Raw genomic sequence first — 16,990 nt, 5'->3', positions numbered from 1 at the left:
TTTGCCCTATGCGGATCTTCGTCACCGGCGCCTCCGGATTCGTCGGGTCCCATGCCGTGCGCGCCCTGCTCGACGCCGGGCACCGGCCGCGCGCGCTGGTCCGCGACCCGGAGAAGGCGGCGAAGGTCCTGCGCGCGGTGGGCGTCGACGCCCGGGACGTGGAGCTCGTCCGCGGAGACATGCTCGACGAGGACCGCGTGGCCGAGGCGCTGCGGGGCTGCGACGCCGCGATCCACGCCGCCGCGGCGATCGGGGTGACCGGCGGCGCGGGCGACCTCGTGAAGGTGAACGTCCAGGGCACGCGCAACGTGGTCGGCGGGGCCGTCGCCCAGGGCCTGGCCCCGGTGGTCCACGTGTCGACGGTCGCGGTGTTCGTCCCGCCGTCCGGCCCGGTCATCACCGCGGGCGACGCCCTGGCGAACCCGCGGACCGACTACGGCAGGTCCAAGCTCGCGGCCGAACGCTACGTGCGCGGCCTCCAGGAGGACGGCGCTCCGGTCACCATCGTCTACCCCGGCGGCGTGTGCGGCCCGAACCAGCCGGCGCTGGACGCGCTGATGGAGGGCCTCGCCGCCGCGCTCGGCAAGGTGTGGCCGCTTCCGGGCGGCGGCGTGTCCGTGCTCGACGTCCGCGACCTGGGCGAGGCGTTGGCACGTTCCGTGGAGGCACGGCAGGGGCCGAGCCGCTGGGTGCTCGGCGGCCACTACCTGACCTGGCCGCAGTACGCCGACCTGTGCGACCGGCTCACCGGGGTGCGGTGCCGCCGCGTCCGCGTCCCCAGCCGCGCCATGCTCGCGCTGGGCTCCGCCCTGGACGCGGCCAAGCGCGTCCGCCGCTTCGACTACCCGCTCACCCGGGACGCCGCCGAGTTCATGGTCACGCTGGTGCCGACCGACGACCGTCCCGTCCTGGACGCGCTCGGCCTCACGCTGCGCCCCGTCGAGGAAACCGTCGCCGACGGCCTGCGCTGGCTGGCCGAGAGCGGACATCTGAACCCGCGCCGGGCCGGACGGCTCGCCGCCAAGGAGGCCCCGATGCCGACCCTCGTCCAGCGCACGTTCGGACCCGTCTTCCACCGGGTCTCGGGCTCCGAGTGGTTCTCCAAGGTGGGGCCCAAGGTCGTCCCGCCCGTCGACCGGACGCTGCACAGGCTCACCGGAGGAAGGCTGCTGCTCGGCCAGCTCCTCGTGCCCAGCCTCGTGCTGACGACGACCGGCGCCGTCAGCGGGCTCCCCCGGCGGACTCCGCTCGCCTGCCTGCCCGACCAGGCGGGCGGCTGGTACGTCGTCGGCTCCAATTTCGGTCGCGAGAAGCACCCCGCCTGGACGGGCAACCTCCTCAAGAACCCGGAAGCCGAGGTCAGCTTCCAGGGCCGCTCCGTCCCCGTCACCGCCCACCTCCTGGACGACGTCGAACGCAAGGAGATCTGGCCTCGCCTCATCGCCGTCTGGCCCGTCTACGACCGTTATGTGGAGCGCACGGAACGGCAGCTGAGGGTCTTCCGCCTGACCCCCGCTAACGGCCGCGGAGGGTCAGGGAAAGTCGCCGGCCGATGAGCAGATAGGCGAGCACGACACCGGCGACGTTGAGGATGACATCGTCGACGTCGAAGGCCCGTCCCATCACGAACGCGCCCTGCACCGTCTCGATGGCCAGCGAGAGCATGCCGCTCACCAGGGCCAGCCGTACCGGGCCGCGGAGGGACGTCCAGACCAGGGGCAGGAGCACGCCGAGCGGCGCCAGGAGGATCACGTTGCCGCCCACCTGGAGGAGCGCGTCCTTGATGGGCTGGTCCATATAGAACCGGAGCGATCGGCCGGGATCGGTGTTCCCACCGGCCTGGCCGTTGTCCTGGACGGGGGTCAAAGTGAGCTTGAAAGCGAAGTAGAAGAAAACTCCGAGGAAGCCCAACGCGATGATCACTACCACCACGCGCAGGGCGACGACGTACCAGGGGACCCTCTCGCCCGCCGCTGCGGGCTGCCACATTTCCACCAACACTCGGCGCGGTCTCCCCAGTTCGCCGCGGTCCATGCATGCCCACGGGTTTTGGGATGACCGGATAGTCCATTGATGTCGAAATGCCCGGATGGTACGGAAACGCCCGCGCCGGGACGAACCCGGCGCGGGCGTGCGCTCCGCTCCGATCAGGCGGCGACCGCGGTGGTGGCCGGCTCCAGGGCCAGGTCCAGCACCTCGCGGACGTCGCTGACGGCGAACACCGTCATCTTCTCGAGCACCTCGGCCGGGACGTCCTCGAGGTCCGGCTCGTTGCGCTTCGGCACGATCGCGGTGGTGATGCCGAGCCTCGACGCGGCCAGCAGCTTCTGCTTCAGGCCGCCGATCGGCAGCACCCGCCCGGTCAGCGACACCTCGCCGGTCATCGCCACGTCCGAGCGCACCGGCCGGCCCGACAGCAGCGACGCGAGCGCCGTCGTCATCGTGATGCCCGCGCTCGGGCCGTCCTTCGGGATCGCGCCGGCGGGCACGTGGACGTGCACGCCGCGGTCCTTCAGGTCGCCGACCGGCAGCTCCAGCTCCGCGCCGCGCGAGCGCAGGTAGCTGAGCGCGATCCGGGCCGACTCCTTCATGACGTCGCCGAGCTGGCCGGTGAGCGTCACGCCGGTGTCGCCCGTCTCCCGGTCGGCCAGCGACGCCTCGATGTAGAGGACGTCGCCGCCCGCGCCGGTGACCGCGAGGCCCGTCGCCACGCCCGGCACGCCGGTGCGGCGCTCGTTCCTGCTCAGCTCGACCTCCGGGGTGAACCGCGGCCGGCCGAGGTAGTCCTTCAGGTCGTCCGCGCCGATCCGGACGGGCAGCGCCGACTTGCCGAGCGCGACGTTGGCCGCGACCTTGCGCAGCACCCGCGCGATCGAGCGGTCCAGGGACCGGACCCCGGCCTCCCGGGTGTACTCGGCCGCGAGCAGCCGCAGCGCGTCGTCGCCGAAGGCCACCTCCGACGCCTCCATGCCGGCCTTGTCGAGCTGGCGCGGCAGCAGGTGGTCGCGGGCGATCGTGACCTTCTCGTGCTCGGTGTAGCCGTCCAGCTCCACCAGCTCCATCCGGTCGAGCAGCGGCCCGGGGATCGCCTCCACCACGTTCGCGGTGGCGAGGAACAGCACGTCGCTCAGGTCGAGCTCGACCTCCAGGTAGTGGTCCCGGAAGGTGTGGTTCTGCTCGGGGTCGAGGACCTCCAGCAGCGCCGCGGTCGGGTCGCCGCGGTAGTCGGCGCCGACCTTGTCGACCTCGTCCAGCAGGACGACGGGGTTCATCGAGCCGGCCTCCCGGATGGCGCGGACGATGCGTCCCGGAAGCGCGCCCACGTACGTTCGGCGGTGACCCCGGATCTCGGCCTCGTCACGGACGCCGCCCAGAGCGACCCGCACGAACTCGCGGCCCATGGCCCGCGCGACCGACTCGCCCAGGGACGTCTTGCCGACGCCGGGAGGGCCGGTCAGCGCCAGCACCGCGCCGCTCCTGCGCCCGCCCACGACGCCCAGGCCGCGCTCCTCGCGCCGCTTGCGCACGGCCAGGTACTCGACGATGCGCTCCTTGACGTCGTCGAGGCCCGCGTGGTCGGCATCGAGGATCTCCCGCGCGCCCGCGATGTCGTAGGCGTCCTCGGTCCGCTCGTTCCAGGGGATGTCGAGGACGGTGTCCAGCCAGGTGCGGATCCAGCCGCCCTCGGGCGAGGCGTCGGACGACCGCTCCAGTTTGTCGACCTCCTTCAGCGCCGCCTCGCGCACCTTCTCGGGGAGGTTCGCGGCCTCGATCCGGGCCCGGTAGTCGTCCTCCTCGTCGGCCGGGTCGCCGTTCAGCTCGGCCAGCTCCTTGCGGATGGCCTCCTGCTGCTGGCGCAGCAGGAACTCGCGCTGCGTCTTCTCCATGCCCTCCTGGACGTCCTTGCGGATGGTCTCCGCCACGTCCAGCTCGGCGAGGTGGTCGCGCGTCCACCCGATCACCAGGTTGAGCCGCTCCACCACGTCGACGGTCTCCAGGACCTCGATCTTCTGCTCGTCGGTGAGGTACGGCGCGTACCCGGCGTTGTCGGCCAGCGTGGACGGGTCATCGATCTGCTGCACGACGTCCACGACCTGCCAGGCGCCCCGGTTCTGCAGGATCGCGCTGACCAGGCCCTTGTACTCCTTCGCCAGCTCCTGCGCGCGCCCGGAGGCGGGCGGCGTCTCGACCGGCGTCCCCTCGACCCACAGCGCCGCGCCCGGCCCGGTCGTCCCGATGCCGATCCGCACCCGCTGCACGCCGCGGACGACCGCGCCCGGCTCGCCGCCGGGAAGCCGCCCCTCCTGCTCGATGACACCGAGCGTGCCGAGGCCGGCGTACTGCCCGTTCAACCTGGGCACCAGCAGCACCCGCGGCTTGGCCGCCGACCGGATGCCCGGCCCCTTGGCCTGCGCCACCGCCCGCGCGGCCTCGACGGCGGCCCGGACCTCGCCGCTCTCCGACAGGTCCAGGGGCACCACCATGCCGGGCAGAACGACCCCGTCGTCGAGGGGCAGCACCGGCAGCGTCAGGGTCTCGCTCATGCTCAGCTCCAAGTCAGTAGACCGACCCAACCACGGGTTGAGTCATACTCACTCAAGAAAACGGAGCACCAATTTGTTTCCGCAGCAACGTTCGCTCTCAGCGATCACCCGCCGCGTGCGCGCCACAGGGCCGGCGAGTGCGCGGCCAAGCCGACACGTGGGCGAGACCGGGGTCCCCGCGGCCGACGACCCGGCAGAATGCCCGCGCACGGCCGCGACGCCCTGTCAGAGGGTGTCCCACCAGCGTGGAGCCGAGTCATCAGGTTCGTCGGGGCTTGCGAAATGGAACGGCACGCCCAATCGTCCTGCCAGCGCCGCGCCGATCCTGCTCGCCTCTTCCGCCTCCGGCCAAGGGGGCACCTCGCCGTTGAACGCGCGGATGTCGTTCCCGTGCTGGACGGTCGCGAGGTGGTGCTCGGTGTTCGGGTCGCGCGTGACACCGAGCACCACCACGAACCACCCCTCGGTATCGCCATCCCAGAGGGCCTCCACCGCAGCTGGAGGCCGCGGCAGTTCCTGGACCTTCCTGATGAGGTCTTCAAGATCCAGAGGAGCGGTCGGTGACCGATGGAAGCCTTGCCCCAGAGCCGCGTACCGTTCGGCGACCAGCCGATGACACTCATACAGGCCCGCCCGCGGCTGCCCGGAGCCGTCGAGGACCGCCTTGACCGCAGAGAGCCTCTGGTCGTCTGCGACAAGCGCGTCGACCTGATCCCGCACCTCTGCCGGCAGCCTGTTCCACAGCGGATTCTCCATGAGCGCATTCAAGCGGGAAAGCTTGCCGGTGCGGGAAAGTGGCCGGGACGGCGGCGAACCCGGCGTAAAGGGCGAGCGTCATAAAGTGGCGTGATCATGACCACGATCCTGCGGCCGCGGCGGTGGGGGCGGGGGTGGCGATGGGGTGTCTCGTTGGCCCTGGCCCCCGTCCTCGCGGCGTCGGCGGCCGTGGCTGTGGCGTACGGGAAGGCCGGGGGCTGGTACGGCGTCAACGTGATGCTGCGCCGGGGCGCCAGCATCTGGGTCGACGTCGCTCCGGACGATTCCCGGCTTTCCCCGGGCATCCGGTTGTCGCTGGCCGGGCGGCGCACGCCCGACGCGCCCGAACCGGTGCGCTGGCGCCAGGCCGCCGCGGGACTGGACGTCGCCGAGCTGCCCGTCCGGGTGGGCGGGCGGCCCGTGGACGCCCTGCTGCTCACCCGGATCGACCCGGCCCGGTACCGGTTCCGGGTGCTGAGCCGCCCGGCCGGCGACCGGGAGGTCGGCGACTGGATGGAGGCCACCGGGGCGGCCCTGGTCGTCAACGGCAGCTACTACGCCCGCGACGGGAGCCCGGACACCCCCGTCGTCAGCGACGGGCGCCGGCTCGGCCCCTCGTCCTACCAGGCGAGGCACGGAGCGTTCCTGGTCGACGGGCCGGGCGGCGCCCGCCTGGCGGACCTCACCGGCACGGACTGGCGGCCGGTCACCGAAGGCGCGAGCCAGGCCATGGTCTCCTACCCGATGCTGCTGGGAGCGGACGGGCACGGCCGGACCGGCGGCCAGGACGAGCGATGGCTGGCCAACCGCAGCTTCCTCGGGCAGGACGGCGCCGGGCGGATCATCGTCGGCACCACCCGGGACGCCTACTTCTCCCTGCCTTCGCTCGCCGCCTTCCTCCCGCGTTCGGGACTCGGCCTGCGCCTCGCCCTGAACCTGGACGGCGGACCGGTCGCCTGCCAGAAGGTGTCGGCCGGCGGCTACCGGCGCGACTTCTGCGGGCGCTATGAGACGGCCGTGCACGACGGCCGCCTCCAGTTGCTGCGGCCCCTGGTCGACTTCCGCCGCAACGGCCTCCCGATAGCCCTCGTCGCGGTCCCCCGCTGAACCGCTCCCGCCCGATCGCCAGCCCCACGGCCTCCGGACGGAAAACCGCTTGCGGGAGGAGCGGGGGCGTGCAAGGGTCGGCGCGGAGATCTTGGGTGCGCTTCGGGAGGTCGCGCGTGTACACCGCCAACGGCAAGGCCACGACCGGCGTCCCGGCGGCGGAGGGCGCGGCGGCCTAGAGGCCGGCACCGCTCCACGACGCCGGGACGGTTCCCGCGCGGGGGTTCGGCCCCGCGGTTCCCGCCTGCGCGGATCACGCGCGGGCGTCGACTCGACGTGGAGCATCCTTGTCTTCTTCCCTGCCCTCGGCGCACGCCCCTCTCGGCCGCCGAATGATCTTCCTTCTGGCTCTGACCTGCGGCGTCGCCGTGGGGAACATCTACTTCCCGCAGGCGGTCAGTCCGCTGGCGGCGGCCGGGCTGGGCGTGCCGCCCGACTCGGCCGCGCTGGTGGTGACCGCGGCGCAGTTCGGGTACGCGGCCGGGATCTTCCTGCTCGTGCCGCTCGGGGACCGGTTCCCGCACCGCCCGCTGATCGTGGCGATGCTCGCCGTCACCGGCGCGGCGCTGCTCTGCGCGGCGGCCGCGCCCGGGCTCGCGGTGCTGGTCGGCGCGAGCGCCGTGGTCGGGGTCGCGACCGTGGTCGCCCAGGTCATCGCGCCGATGGCGGCCGGGCTCGCGGCCGAGGACCGGCGCGGCGCGGTCATGGGGACGCTGCTGGCCGGGTCGATCGGCGGCATCCTGCTGGCCCGGACGTTCGGCGGGTTCGCCGCCGAGTGGCTCGGCTGGCGGGCCCCGTACCTGATCGCCGCGGCCGCCACGCTGGCGATCGCGGCCGCGCTGGCCGTCGCGCTGCCGGCGACCGTCCCGCCGTCGCGGCAGTCGTATCCGGCGCTGCTGGCCGCGCCGCTGCGGCTGCTGCGCGAGGAGCCCGAGCTGCGGCGGTCGTGCTTCTACCAGGCGACGGTCTTCGGCGGCTTCCAGGCCGTCTGGACGGGCGTCGCGCTGTACCTGACCGGCCCGGCGTACGGGCTCGGCGTCCAGGCGGTCGGCCTCCTGGCGCTGGTCAGCGCGGCGACCATGGCCGCGACGCCCGTCGCGGGACGCCGGGTCGACCGGCGCGGCCCGGAACCGGTCACCCTCGTCGCGATCCTCGGGACGATCGCGTCCACCGGCGTCCTGGCGCTGGGCGGACTCGGGGGCGCGCCGGGGCTCGTGGCGCTCGGAGCCGGGACGCTGCTGCTGGACGTCGCGATGCAGTCCGGCATGATCGCGAACCAGGCGCGGATCTTCGCGTTGCGCCCGGACGCCCGCAGCCGCATCAACACCGCGTACATGACCTGCGCCTTCCTCGGCGGCAGCACCGGGTCGTGGCTCGGCGCCCAGGCCTGCACCCGGTTCGGCTGGACGGGCGTGTGCGCGCTCGTCGCCCTCCTGGCCTGCCTTGCCCTCGCCCGGCACCTGGCGCACCGGCCGGCCCCCGCGGGCCTGCGGGGCAACGCCGAGGCAAAGGCGCCTTCGCGATCCTGATTCTTTGCCCGGGTGCCGGTTTACGCGCGCATGACGCGGGGGTACCTAACGCAACGAGATCGTGACGCAGGGTGAACGACAGGTCATCGGGGCGGCAAAGCCCCAGGTCGATAGGCGGGAGGCGGCGGATGCGACGCAGCGAGCGCGCGACCCGGGCCGTCTCCGCGTCCCCTTCCCCGCGCGGCCCGGTCCGTACGGCCGAGAACGTTCGCGACGTACCGCTCCGCGGCCGGCACCGCCCCCCAGCGGCGGCCGCGGAGGCGGGGCGCGGCGACACACCTCGGGTCCTCGGCCGTACCGGACCGGCTCCGCGCCGACGTCCTCCCCTGGGCCCGGTGCCGCCCGCCCCCGCGGCACCGGCGCCCCCACCGGCCGGACCCGCCGCGGCGGTGGGCCGCGCCGCCGGTCCGGCCGCAGGCTTCCGGGCGCCGCGCAGGCGCCCTCCCCCGAGCGCCGGGCGAGCGCCCGCGTCCGGCGCGGCGTGGAAAGGAGGTGGGAACCAGAGCGGATCCGAACCGGCGTTGCGCCGGTGAACCCAGGCGGCCGGTACTCCGTCCGACCCCCGTCCCGGCCGCCCTACGCAGTAAGGGATCGCTGCGGAGCAGGGCCCGTGGAGGAGCGACACACTCCACGGGCCCCGCTCAAAGCTTCTTGCGCCAGACCTGGCCGTGCACGACGTCGCCGAAGCGCTCCACCGGCGGCTCCTGCTCCTCCAGGACGAACCCGGCGCGCTCGTAGAGGCGGTGCGCGGGACGCTGGAGCGCCGTCGTCCACAGCATGATCTCGGTGTAGCCCGCAGCGGCGGCGAAGTCCACGCACGCGGCGACCAGCGCCGCCCCGACGCCCGTGCCTCGGGCCTCCGGTTCGACGTGCAGCAGCCGGAGCTGCGCGACGTCGTCCTCGCGGCGGACGCAGAACACCGCGCCCAGCCGCTCCCCTCCCGACTCGGCGATCCAGGCGTTCTCCCTCTCCGGGTCGTGCCCGCGCACGTAGTCGGCGAGGACGGAGGCGACGAGGGCCTCGTAGGTGCGGTCCCAGCCGCACTCGACGTCGTAGAGGGCGCCGTTGCGCTCCACCACCCAGCCGAGGTCGCCGGGGCGCAGCGCCCGCAGGACGAAGCCGTCCCGGCGCGGACGCTCCCCGAGGACGTCCTGGACGGTGCGCATCGCGGCGAGCAGGCGGCGGCGGTCGGCCGGGTCCAGCCCGTCCAGCATCTCGCGGATCTCGGCGATGGAGCGCTCGTCCAGCATGGCGAACACCTCGCGGCCGCGCGGGGTGAGCCGGACGATCTGGCGCCGGGCGTCCCCGGGCGCGCGCTCGCGCGCGACGAGCCCGTCGGCCTCGAACCGGGCCAGCATCCGGCTGAGGTAGCCGGCGTCGAGGTCGAGGGCGCGGCGCAGGGCCAGCACCTCGCTGTCCTCCCGCTGCGCCAGCTCGAAGATCACGCGCGCCTCGGTGAGCGAGTACGGCGAGCGGACGAGCCCCTCGCCGAGCACCCCGATGACGCCGGTGTAGAAGCGGTTGAACGCGCGGACCGTGCCGACGTCCTCCCGGGTCGCCTTCATACCCGCCCCTCCTAACGTTTGACTGAGTCAAACATTAGGCGACGGAGCGGCCGCGCACCAGTCCCCGGGGACGGTCAGACCTTCGCCTCGGCCTCCGCGGGCCGCAGCGCCCGCGCGTCGCGGACCACGCTGCGCTCGACGAAGAAGGTCATCAGCGGCACCACCCCGCCGAGCACGATCACGACCATCCGGCTCAGCGGCCAGCCCGTGCGCCGCCACAGGTCGAAGGCGGCCACAAGGTAGACCATGTAGAGGAAGCCGTGGACGGGCGCCACGATGCCCGCGAGCGCCGGCATGTCGGTGGGCCCGTACTTGAGGATCATGCCGATCGTCAGCAGCACCAGCAGGGTGCCGACCACCAGCGCCAGGATCCGGTACCTGGTCACCGCGCCTTCCACAGCAAACGCACCTTTCGTTCAGCGGCCCCTCGGGGCGGGGTGTGCGGGACGCGGGTCAGCCGCGCCCGCGGCTCTCGGAGTTGAGCCGCGCGAGGTAGCGGTTGTAGGCCGCGAGCGCGGGGTCCTCTTCCTCCTGCTGCCGGATGATCTCCCGCTTGACCTCGGCCTCCGCGGGCTCCTCGATGCTCCGCGGGGCGGGCCGCACTCCGGCGCGCTCGTCCCGGATCATCTTGACCCACATCACGATCACGAAGATCGCGAAGATCGGCCACTCGAACGTGTAGGCCCAGCTGCGGTCGTTGCCGCCCTGGGCGCGGTCGAACTGCCACCAGCCGAAGCCGATGAACGCGCCGCACAGCACGATCGCGAGCGCGTGCAGCCCGAGCCAGCCTGGGGTGAGGAACCGTCGCACGTCAACGAGCCTACCCCCGCCCGCGCGGACCGCGGCCCCGGCCCCGCCCCGGCGCGCGGACGATCAGGACGGCTCCGGTCCCGTGTAGACCGCGCGGGGACGCAGCGGGCCGCGCCGGCCGTACTCCTCCAGCGCGTGGGCGAGCCAGCCGGCGGTCCGTGCGACGGCGAAGAGGGCCTCGCCGGCCCCCGGGACGAGCCCCGCGACCGCGCCGAGCGTCGCCAGGGAGAAGTCGACGTTGGGCGCGGGGAGGCGGCGCCGGGCGGCCTCGTCCAGGACGGCCTCCGCGGCGGCGAGCCGGTCGTGGCCCGGCGCCGCGGCGCGGACGAGGTCCATCAGCAGCGCGGCGCGCCCGTCGCCGGACTTGTAGACGGCGTGCCCGAACCCGGGCACGCGCTCGCCGCCGCGCAGCCGCTCCCCGATCACGCGGGACGCCGACGCCGGGTCGGAGACCTCGGCGAGCAGGCGTTCCGCACCGTAGGAGGCGCCGCCGTGCAGCGGCCCGCTCAGGACCCCGAGGCCGGACGCGACGACCGCGTAGGGGTCGGCGCGCACGGACGCGGCGACCCGCGCCGCGACCGTCGACGCGGCCAGTTCGTGGTCGGCCAGCAGGATCATGGCGGCCTCGAAGGCGCGCAGCAGCCCGGCGTCCTCGGGCGGGCGCGGGCACAGCCGGTTCCAGAGCCGCTCGGCGACGCGCTCGGCGCCGGGGGCCCGGTTCGCGGCGGGCAGGGCCTCGACGAGACCGGCGATCAGCGCCCGGCCGGTCGCGGTGACGCCCTCGGGGTCGAGGTGGTGGCGCAGCGGGTCGGTCGCGGCGAGCGCGGCGACGATCAGGTGGAGCCGGTCGAGCGGGAGGAGGTCCGGCGGCAGCCCGGACTGGGCCGCGACGGCCGCGGCGACGCCGTCCGCCCTGGCCCGCCAGGGCTCCTCGCGCGCGTCGCGGCCGTGCCACAGCCATCTCGCGACGTCCTCGAACGCCCGGCTCCCGGCCATCTCCAGGGCGTCGCGGCCCCGGTAGTAGTGCCGGTCCGCGCCGAGCGCGGTGATCGCCGACTCGATCGCCAGCTCGCCGGGGCCGGGCGGGCGGCGGGGCCTGCCGCGCCTGGCGAGCTCCTCCACCTGGGCGGCGTCGAACAGGCTCCGGCGGCCGTCCGGCGCGTGCCTGCGCCGCAGGACGCCCCGGCTCACGTACGCGTACAGCGTGGCGGGCTTCACACCGAGGCGTTCCGCCGCCGCCTTGGCGTCGATCCACCCGCTGAGCTGCTCTTCCTCCGCCATCCCGCTCCCTGAATATTGATTTTCGTCAATATTGATACATATCGTTGCCGGTGTCAATCTGAGGGCATGCCACAGATTCACTTCCTGGACGTCACCAACCGCGACGGCGTCCAGACGGCCCGGACGGGCCTGTCCAAGTTCGGCAAGACGATGGTCAACTTCTACCTGGGACGGCTGGGCGTGGCGCAGTCGGAGATCGGCTTCCCGTTCCTGTTCCACGAGGTCCCCTACGTCCGGGCGCAGATCGCCCTGGCCGAGGCGGGCGCGTTCGGGGGCCTGCGCCTGTCGGGGTGGTGCCGGGGCGTCGCCGCGGACGTCGAGAAGGCCGTTCGGGTGCGGGCCGGGGAGACCGGGCTCGCGCACTACAACCTGTCGATCTCGACGTCCGACTACATGATCGCCAACAAGTTCCGGGGCCGGCTCGACCGCGACGCGATCATCCGGGAGATGGTCGCGGCCGTCCGCGCGGCCAAGGCGGGCGGCGCGCGGACGGTCGGTGTCAACGCCGAGGACGGCTCGCGCACCGACGACGGGTTCCTCACCGAGTTCGCGCTCGCCGCGAAGGAGGCCGGCGCCGACCGCGTCCGGTACTGCGACACGATCGGCGGCGACACGCCGGAGCGCATCCGGGAGCGCTTCGCCAAGCTCGCCTCCGCCACGGCGATGCCGGTCGAGACCCACTGCCACAACGACCTCGGCATGGCCGTCGCCAACTCCGTCAGCGGCGCGCTCGGCGACCTGGAGGCCGGGCAGGACGCCTGGATCAACACGTGCGTGAACGGCATCGGCGAGCGTTCGGGCAACGCCGACCTGCTGTCGACGATCCTCGCGTTCCGGCACGGCTTCGGCCTTGAGGGGCGCGCCGAGTTCGGCGATCCGATCGACCTCGCGTGGGCGCGGCGGTTCGCGCTGTGGGCGAGCTACGCGTTCGGCCAGCCGCTCCCCTACAACCAGGTCGGCGTCGGGCGGAACGCGTTCGCTCACGAGTCCGGCATCCACGCCGACGGCGCGTTGAAGGACCACGGCAACTACGAGCTGTACGACGAGGCGACCCTCGGCCCCTTCCCGGCGGACTGGCACGCCCGTCCCGGACGCGTCGTGCTGACCGGCGAGTACGGCGGCAAGGCGGGCTTCCGGCACGTGATGGACGGCCTCGGCGTCGAGCCCGCCGACGAGGACCTCGCCTTCCAGCTCGTCCAGCTCTGCAACGCCCAGACGGGCCGTCCCCTGACCGACGACGAGCTCCGCCTCATCGCCACCTATCCGCGGGAACTGGCGCTGCTCTTCCCCGGCCAGCTCCCGTGATCGCGGATCCGCTCTGATTTGTCGGTACCGAGCCCTACGTTTCCCGGCATGGCGAGCAGCACGGTGGCGGCAGGGGCCGCGCAGTCGTACCGGTACACGAAGCCGTCCGGCCTGGACGAGGGGCTCCTGGGGCTCTCCACGTCCGGCGGGACGACGAGCAGCGGGCCGCAAGCGAACCCGCACTTCTTCAGCGGCGTGCTGACGCAGGCGGCGCCCGCGGCGGCCGGCCTGCTCGCGCTGGCCGACGTCGCCCAGACCAGGTACCACCAGCCGCGTCCCACCGCGTTCCGGGATCCGGTCGTCACGTGCAGCGGCGACCGGATCCGGATGGAGTCCTTCTCCGCCTGCGGCGGCGTGTACGCGCGGCTGGACGTCCTCGAACCGGCGCTGGACGGCGACGTCCACGAGCGCGGCACGACGAACGTGGACGTGAACGGGCCCCTGCGCGAGGCGCTCGCCCGGGTGGGGGGGTCCGATCCGCTGCACCTGGCGGTCGGCGCCGGGGAGATGGCCGTCACCACGCTGGACGGGGCCGTGGTGGAGAAGAAGGTCCCGCTGCCCGACCGCTGGCTCCGGGGCTTCGCCGAAGTCCAGGTCATCACGGCCGGGTTCGACCCGCGCGGGGAGCTGAGCGCGGCCGACGCGGTGCGGTTCCTGCGGTCGCTGCCGCGCGGGGGGCGCGAGCCGCTGTGGGCGGTCCCGGCGGGCCGGACGCTGCGGGTCGCGGCGCGCCCGTCCCCCGGCGCGGTCTGCCTGGCCGGACCCGACCGGCTCCGGACGATGCAGCCGCTGCTGCGCTTCGCGAAGGCGCTGCGCGTCTACGGGCCGCCCGTCGCCGCCGGGAGCGGGCCGGTGGCGAGCGTCTGGGAGCTGGAGCTGCCCGGCATGCGGTACGTCCTGACGCTGTCGCCGCAGCACTCGCGCGGCTTCTCCGGGGAGGGCGCCGTGCTGGACGCCGTCTCGACCGACGAGGCGGCGGCGGACGCCGACCTGCTCGGCGCGCTGCTGTCCTTCGAGCCGCGGGTGGAGCCGGGCCTGCTGGCCGAGCGGTCGGGGCTCACCCCCGCGCGGACGAGGGCGGCGCTGGTCCAGCTCGGGACGTCCGGCCGCGTCGGCTTCGACGCCGCCGAGGCCGCGTTCTTCCATCGCGAACTGCCCTACGACCCGGCGCGGGTGGCCGACCTCAACCCGCGGCTGCGTTCGGCGCGCGCGCTGGTCGCGGAGGGCGCGGTGCGGTTCACCGCCGAGGACGCGGCGGTCGTCCTCAGCAACGGCGGTGAGCGCCGGGTCCGCTTCGACGGCGACCGGGCCACCTGCACCTGTCCATGGTGGTACGACCATCGGGGCGAGCGCGGCCCGTGCAAGCACGTCCTCGCCGCGCGGATCGTCCGCCGCGAGACCGCTGTGGAGGCCGTCCGATGAGGGCCCCGGACGAGTTCCAGAAGGCGATCGACGCCGGCGACCTGGCGCAGACGGTGCGCCTGGCCGGCGAGCTCGACGAGGCCGGCCGCCGCGCCATCGCGAAGGACCTGCCCGACCGGCTGAAGGCGATGCGCGCCGCGACGGAGTACGGCTGGCTGGACCGCGAGGCGTTCGGGCCGCTTCTGGTCCTCGGGGCGGGCACGTTCGGCGGTGCCGCGGCCGCGGCCGCGTGGCTGTGCCGCCGGGAGCTGCGGCTGTGGTGGACCCGGGACGACTTCGCCGACTTCCGCGCGGCCCTGTGCGAGGTCACCGCCGCGCGCCCGGACGAATGGCGCGCCGACGTCGCGCACCGCGTCGCCGCCCGCATCCGCCTGTCCGGCGGCGAGCGGGCTCAGTGGCACATCGCGGCGACCCTGGCCAAATCGGCCGGGATCGTCCCAGAATCTGACGGTTTCGTCGTCAGCTGGGTGACCGAGCGCGCCCTTCCCCGGGCCGACGACCCGTTCCTCGACGTGCTCGTCCCGAGGCTGTTCGAGGTCGAGGCCGTTGGCGGCGCCCTCGCCGAGGACGAGGCGAGACTCCGGTGGGACAGGGCGCGCAAGGGCACCTGGGCCGGCACCCTGGCCGCCATGGCCGAAGCCGGGCGGCTCGACCGCACCCTCCTGCTGGACGGCTGCGTCAGCCGCTTCCTTCGCGGCGGCACCGCCCGCGACCTGCGCTGGTTCATCGCGCTGCACGACGCGCTGGAGCCGACCGACGACGAGACGGCCGCCCGCGCCCGCGACTACGTCCGCCTGCTCCCGGCCGCGCCCTCCACCGTCGCCGGCCTCGCCCTGCGCCAGGTCCGCCGGGTCGACGACCTGGGACGGCTCGACGCCGGGTTGTTCGACGAGGCCGCGGGCGCGCTGCTGTTCCGCCCCGAGAAGAAGCTCGTCCAGGCCGCGCTGACCTGGCTCGACCGCACGGCCCGCAAGCGCGACCGGGTCGACGCCACCCTGCGCGCCGTCACGGCCGTGTTCACCTCGGACGCCCTCGACCTGCGCGAACGCGCCGTCGCGCTCGCGGTCAAGCACGCGGGCCACGCGAGCAAGGCCGTCCACCAGGAGATCCGCGCCGCCGCGGGCGACCTGCCGGCCGTCCTGCGCGAGCCGATCGCGGGGGCGTTCGGCGAGGTCGAGGCGGCGGCCGCTCCCGAGCCGTCCCCCGGCCCGCCGCCCTTCACCCCGCGCGAGGCGCCCGTCCCGATCGGCTCCCTCGCCGAACTGGCCGAGGAGTTCGCGGTCCTGCTGCGGGCCGACGAGGAGTGGCGCACGTCCGAACGCTTCCTGGCCGCGCTCGTCGAGTTCGCCTACCGCGACCCGGAGGGGACGCGCGCGGCGCTCCGGAAACCCGCCGCCGACCGCGCGCGCTGGATCCTGGACGGCGACGACCACGCGTACTGGCGCAACTTTGTCCGGGCGAGCTGGATCGCGTTCCCGGTGCAGAGCCTCCTGCGCCCGCCGAGGTCGCACGGCCTTGTCGAGGCGCTCACCTCCCTGCTGAAGGGGCGGTCCCGCAAGTCCGGGACGGTGTTCGACCCGCAGCTGGAGCGCTTCCTCACCCTGCGCAGGCACGAGATCGCGTCCGCGGTGGGGAGGGTGCCCGTCCTCCTCGCGACCCCGACCGAGGGCAGCGGCCACGTCGACCCCGGCGTCCTGGTCGCGCGGCTCGAGAGGATCGAGGCGGCGGGCGCCGAGCCGGGGCGCGCCGACCTCATGCAGGCGATGCTGCGCGTGCCCCGCGAGATCGACCCGGCCGCCGCGGCGTGCGCGGGACAGCTGGAGTCCAAGGCCGGCCAGACCCTCGCGGCGTGGCTGGCGGACGGCGGCCTAGCCGACCCCGCCGTCGAGTGCGCGATCCTCGACAAGCCCCTGGCGGCCGTCCGCGGCCGGACGGTCCGGCTGCCGAGCCGGGTCCTGTCCACAGTGGACGTCCCCGGTGGCTCCGACATCGCCCACCTGTGCGCCTTCCCCGAAGACGGCTGGACGGACTTCGGGACGGCGGGGATCAGTTCGGCCCAGGGGTTCTGGCCGTCGGTCCTGCCGTCCCACCGCGAGGTGGCCGCCGCGCATCTCGTCCCCCACCTGGCGGGAGCGGACGAGATCGACCTGGACCAGGGCGCCATCATGCTCGACCTGGCGGAGGCCGACGGGCCCACCGGTTCCGCCACCGGGACGCTGCTCGCCCACGTGCTCGCCCACCAGAGCCAGAACGAGCGCGCCGACGCGGTCGAGGCGCTCCTCGTCCTCAGCGCCCGGGGCGCCCTGCCCGCCGCCGAGACGGGAACGGCCCTCGGACGCCTCGCCGCGCTGAAGCGCCTCGTCCTCCCCCGCGCCGTCAAGGCCCTCACGGCCGCCGCCGACGGCGGCGGGCACTCCGGCGTGTGGACGATCCTCGCCGCGGCGCTCCCGCACGCGCTGCCGGCCCCCGGCGAGCGCGCCGCGACCGGCATGCCCGACCTCCTCGCCCTGGCGACCCGCCTGGCGGAGGCGACCGGCGCCAGGGGCGCGATCCCGGCCGTCCAGGACGTCGCGGCGCGCGGCGGCTCCAGCCGCCTGGTGAAGGAGTCCGCCCGCCTGCACCGCACGCTCGCAACGTGAGGGCCCGCGGCGGTGTTGACCCGAGTACCGGT

Annotated in this window: 13 protein-coding genes; 6 read left to right on the top strand and 7 right to left on the bottom strand. The window is 74.3% G+C overall.

All coding sequences use genetic code 11. From position 1 onward, the window contains the following. The first annotated feature begins 8 nt into the window (after window positions 1-8). A complete protein-coding gene (locus tag ABWI07_RS31810) occupies window positions 9-1,556 on the top strand; it encodes a nitroreductase family deazaflavin-dependent oxidoreductase (RefSeq protein ID WP_353820827.1) in 1,548 nt (515 codons plus the stop codon). On the opposite strand, the gene ABWI07_RS31805 is transcribed toward ABWI07_RS31810, so the two are convergent. From ABWI07_RS31805 to ABWI07_RS31795, 3 genes are all read right to left on the bottom strand, one after another. Further along, window positions 1,516-1,989 (bottom strand): VanZ family protein, encoded by a 474-nt coding sequence (locus ABWI07_RS31805; protein ID WP_149265037.1) that lies wholly within the window; start codon window positions 1,987-1,989, stop codon window positions 1,516-1,518. The genes ABWI07_RS31810 and ABWI07_RS31805 overlap by 41 nt on opposite strands. A 158-nt stretch (window positions 1,990-2,147) precedes the next feature. Beyond that, window positions 2,148-4,544: an endopeptidase La gene (lon, locus tag ABWI07_RS31800; protein WP_353820825.1), complete on the bottom strand. Its 2,397-nt coding sequence runs from the start codon at window positions 4,542-4,544 to the stop codon at window positions 2,148-2,150. 225 nt (window positions 4,545-4,769) lie between these two features. Further along, window positions 4,770-5,300, bottom strand: coding sequence for a hypothetical protein (locus ABWI07_RS31795; RefSeq protein WP_353820823.1), 531 nt, complete (start codon window positions 5,298-5,300; stop codon window positions 4,770-4,772). 96 nt (window positions 5,301-5,396) lie between these two features. Between ABWI07_RS31795 and ABWI07_RS31790 the strand changes: the two genes are divergently transcribed. Together ABWI07_RS31790 and ABWI07_RS31785 are read left to right on the top strand one after the other, a co-directional pair. Then, window positions 5,397-6,407, top strand: coding sequence for a phosphodiester glycosidase family protein (locus tag ABWI07_RS31790; protein WP_353820822.1), 1,011 nt, complete (start codon window positions 5,397-5,399; stop codon window positions 6,405-6,407). A 287-nt stretch (window positions 6,408-6,694) separates the two neighbouring features. Next, a complete protein-coding gene (locus ABWI07_RS31785) occupies window positions 6,695-7,936 on the top strand; it encodes an MFS transporter (RefSeq protein ID WP_353820821.1) in 1,242 nt (413 codons plus the stop codon). A 641-nt stretch (window positions 7,937-8,577) separates the two neighbouring features. Here the strand turns inward: ABWI07_RS31785 and ABWI07_RS31780 are convergent. The 4 genes from ABWI07_RS31780 to ABWI07_RS31765 form a co-directional block, all read right to left on the bottom strand. Continuing rightward, a complete protein-coding gene (locus ABWI07_RS31780) occupies window positions 8,578-9,501 on the bottom strand; it encodes a bifunctional helix-turn-helix transcriptional regulator/GNAT family N-acetyltransferase (RefSeq protein ID WP_149265033.1) in 924 nt (307 codons plus the stop codon). A gap of 74 nt (window positions 9,502-9,575) precedes the next feature. Beyond that, complete coding sequence (locus ABWI07_RS31775; protein ID WP_149265032.1) at window positions 9,576-9,899, bottom strand: DUF3817 domain-containing protein; 324 nt, start codon at window positions 9,897-9,899, stop codon at window positions 9,576-9,578. A 55-nt stretch (window positions 9,900-9,954) separates the two neighbouring features. Beyond that, window positions 9,955-10,311 carry a hypothetical protein gene (locus ABWI07_RS31770; protein WP_149265031.1) on the bottom strand — a complete coding sequence of 119 codons (357 nt, stop codon included), beginning with the start codon at window positions 10,309-10,311 and terminating at the stop codon, window positions 9,955-9,957. A gap of 63 nt (window positions 10,312-10,374) precedes the next feature. Next, window positions 10,375-11,592 (bottom strand): citrate/2-methylcitrate synthase, encoded by a 1,218-nt coding sequence (locus ABWI07_RS31765; RefSeq protein ID WP_353820820.1) that lies wholly within the window; start codon window positions 11,590-11,592, stop codon window positions 10,375-10,377. Between the two features lie 66 nt (window positions 11,593-11,658). Between ABWI07_RS31765 and ABWI07_RS31760 the strand changes: the two genes are divergently transcribed. From ABWI07_RS31760 to ABWI07_RS31750, 3 genes are read left to right on the top strand one after another with little or no spacing between them, the layout of a single operon-like run. Beyond that, window positions 11,659-12,897: a LeuA family protein gene (locus tag ABWI07_RS31760; RefSeq protein ID WP_149265029.1), complete on the top strand. Its 1,239-nt coding sequence runs from the start codon at window positions 11,659-11,661 to the stop codon at window positions 12,895-12,897. A 48-nt stretch (window positions 12,898-12,945) separates the two neighbouring features. Continuing rightward, a complete protein-coding gene (locus ABWI07_RS31755) occupies window positions 12,946-14,319 on the top strand; it encodes an SWIM zinc finger family protein (protein WP_353820819.1) in 1,374 nt (457 codons plus the stop codon). Continuing rightward, window positions 14,316-16,958, top strand: coding sequence for a DUF6493 family protein (locus tag ABWI07_RS31750; protein ID WP_353820818.1), 2,643 nt, complete (start codon window positions 14,316-14,318; stop codon window positions 16,956-16,958). Before ABWI07_RS31755 ends, ABWI07_RS31750 begins: the two co-directional genes overlap by 4 nt. Window positions 16,959-16,990: the final 32 nt, after the last annotated feature.

This window comes from Actinomadura sp. NPDC000600, from assembly GCF_040492135.1.
Taxonomy (GTDB): Bacteria; Actinomycetota; Actinomycetes; order Streptosporangiales; family Streptosporangiaceae; genus Spirillospora.
The sequence above is the reverse complement of the archived record's forward strand: the minus strand, read 5'-3'. Positions and strand labels throughout refer to the sequence as shown.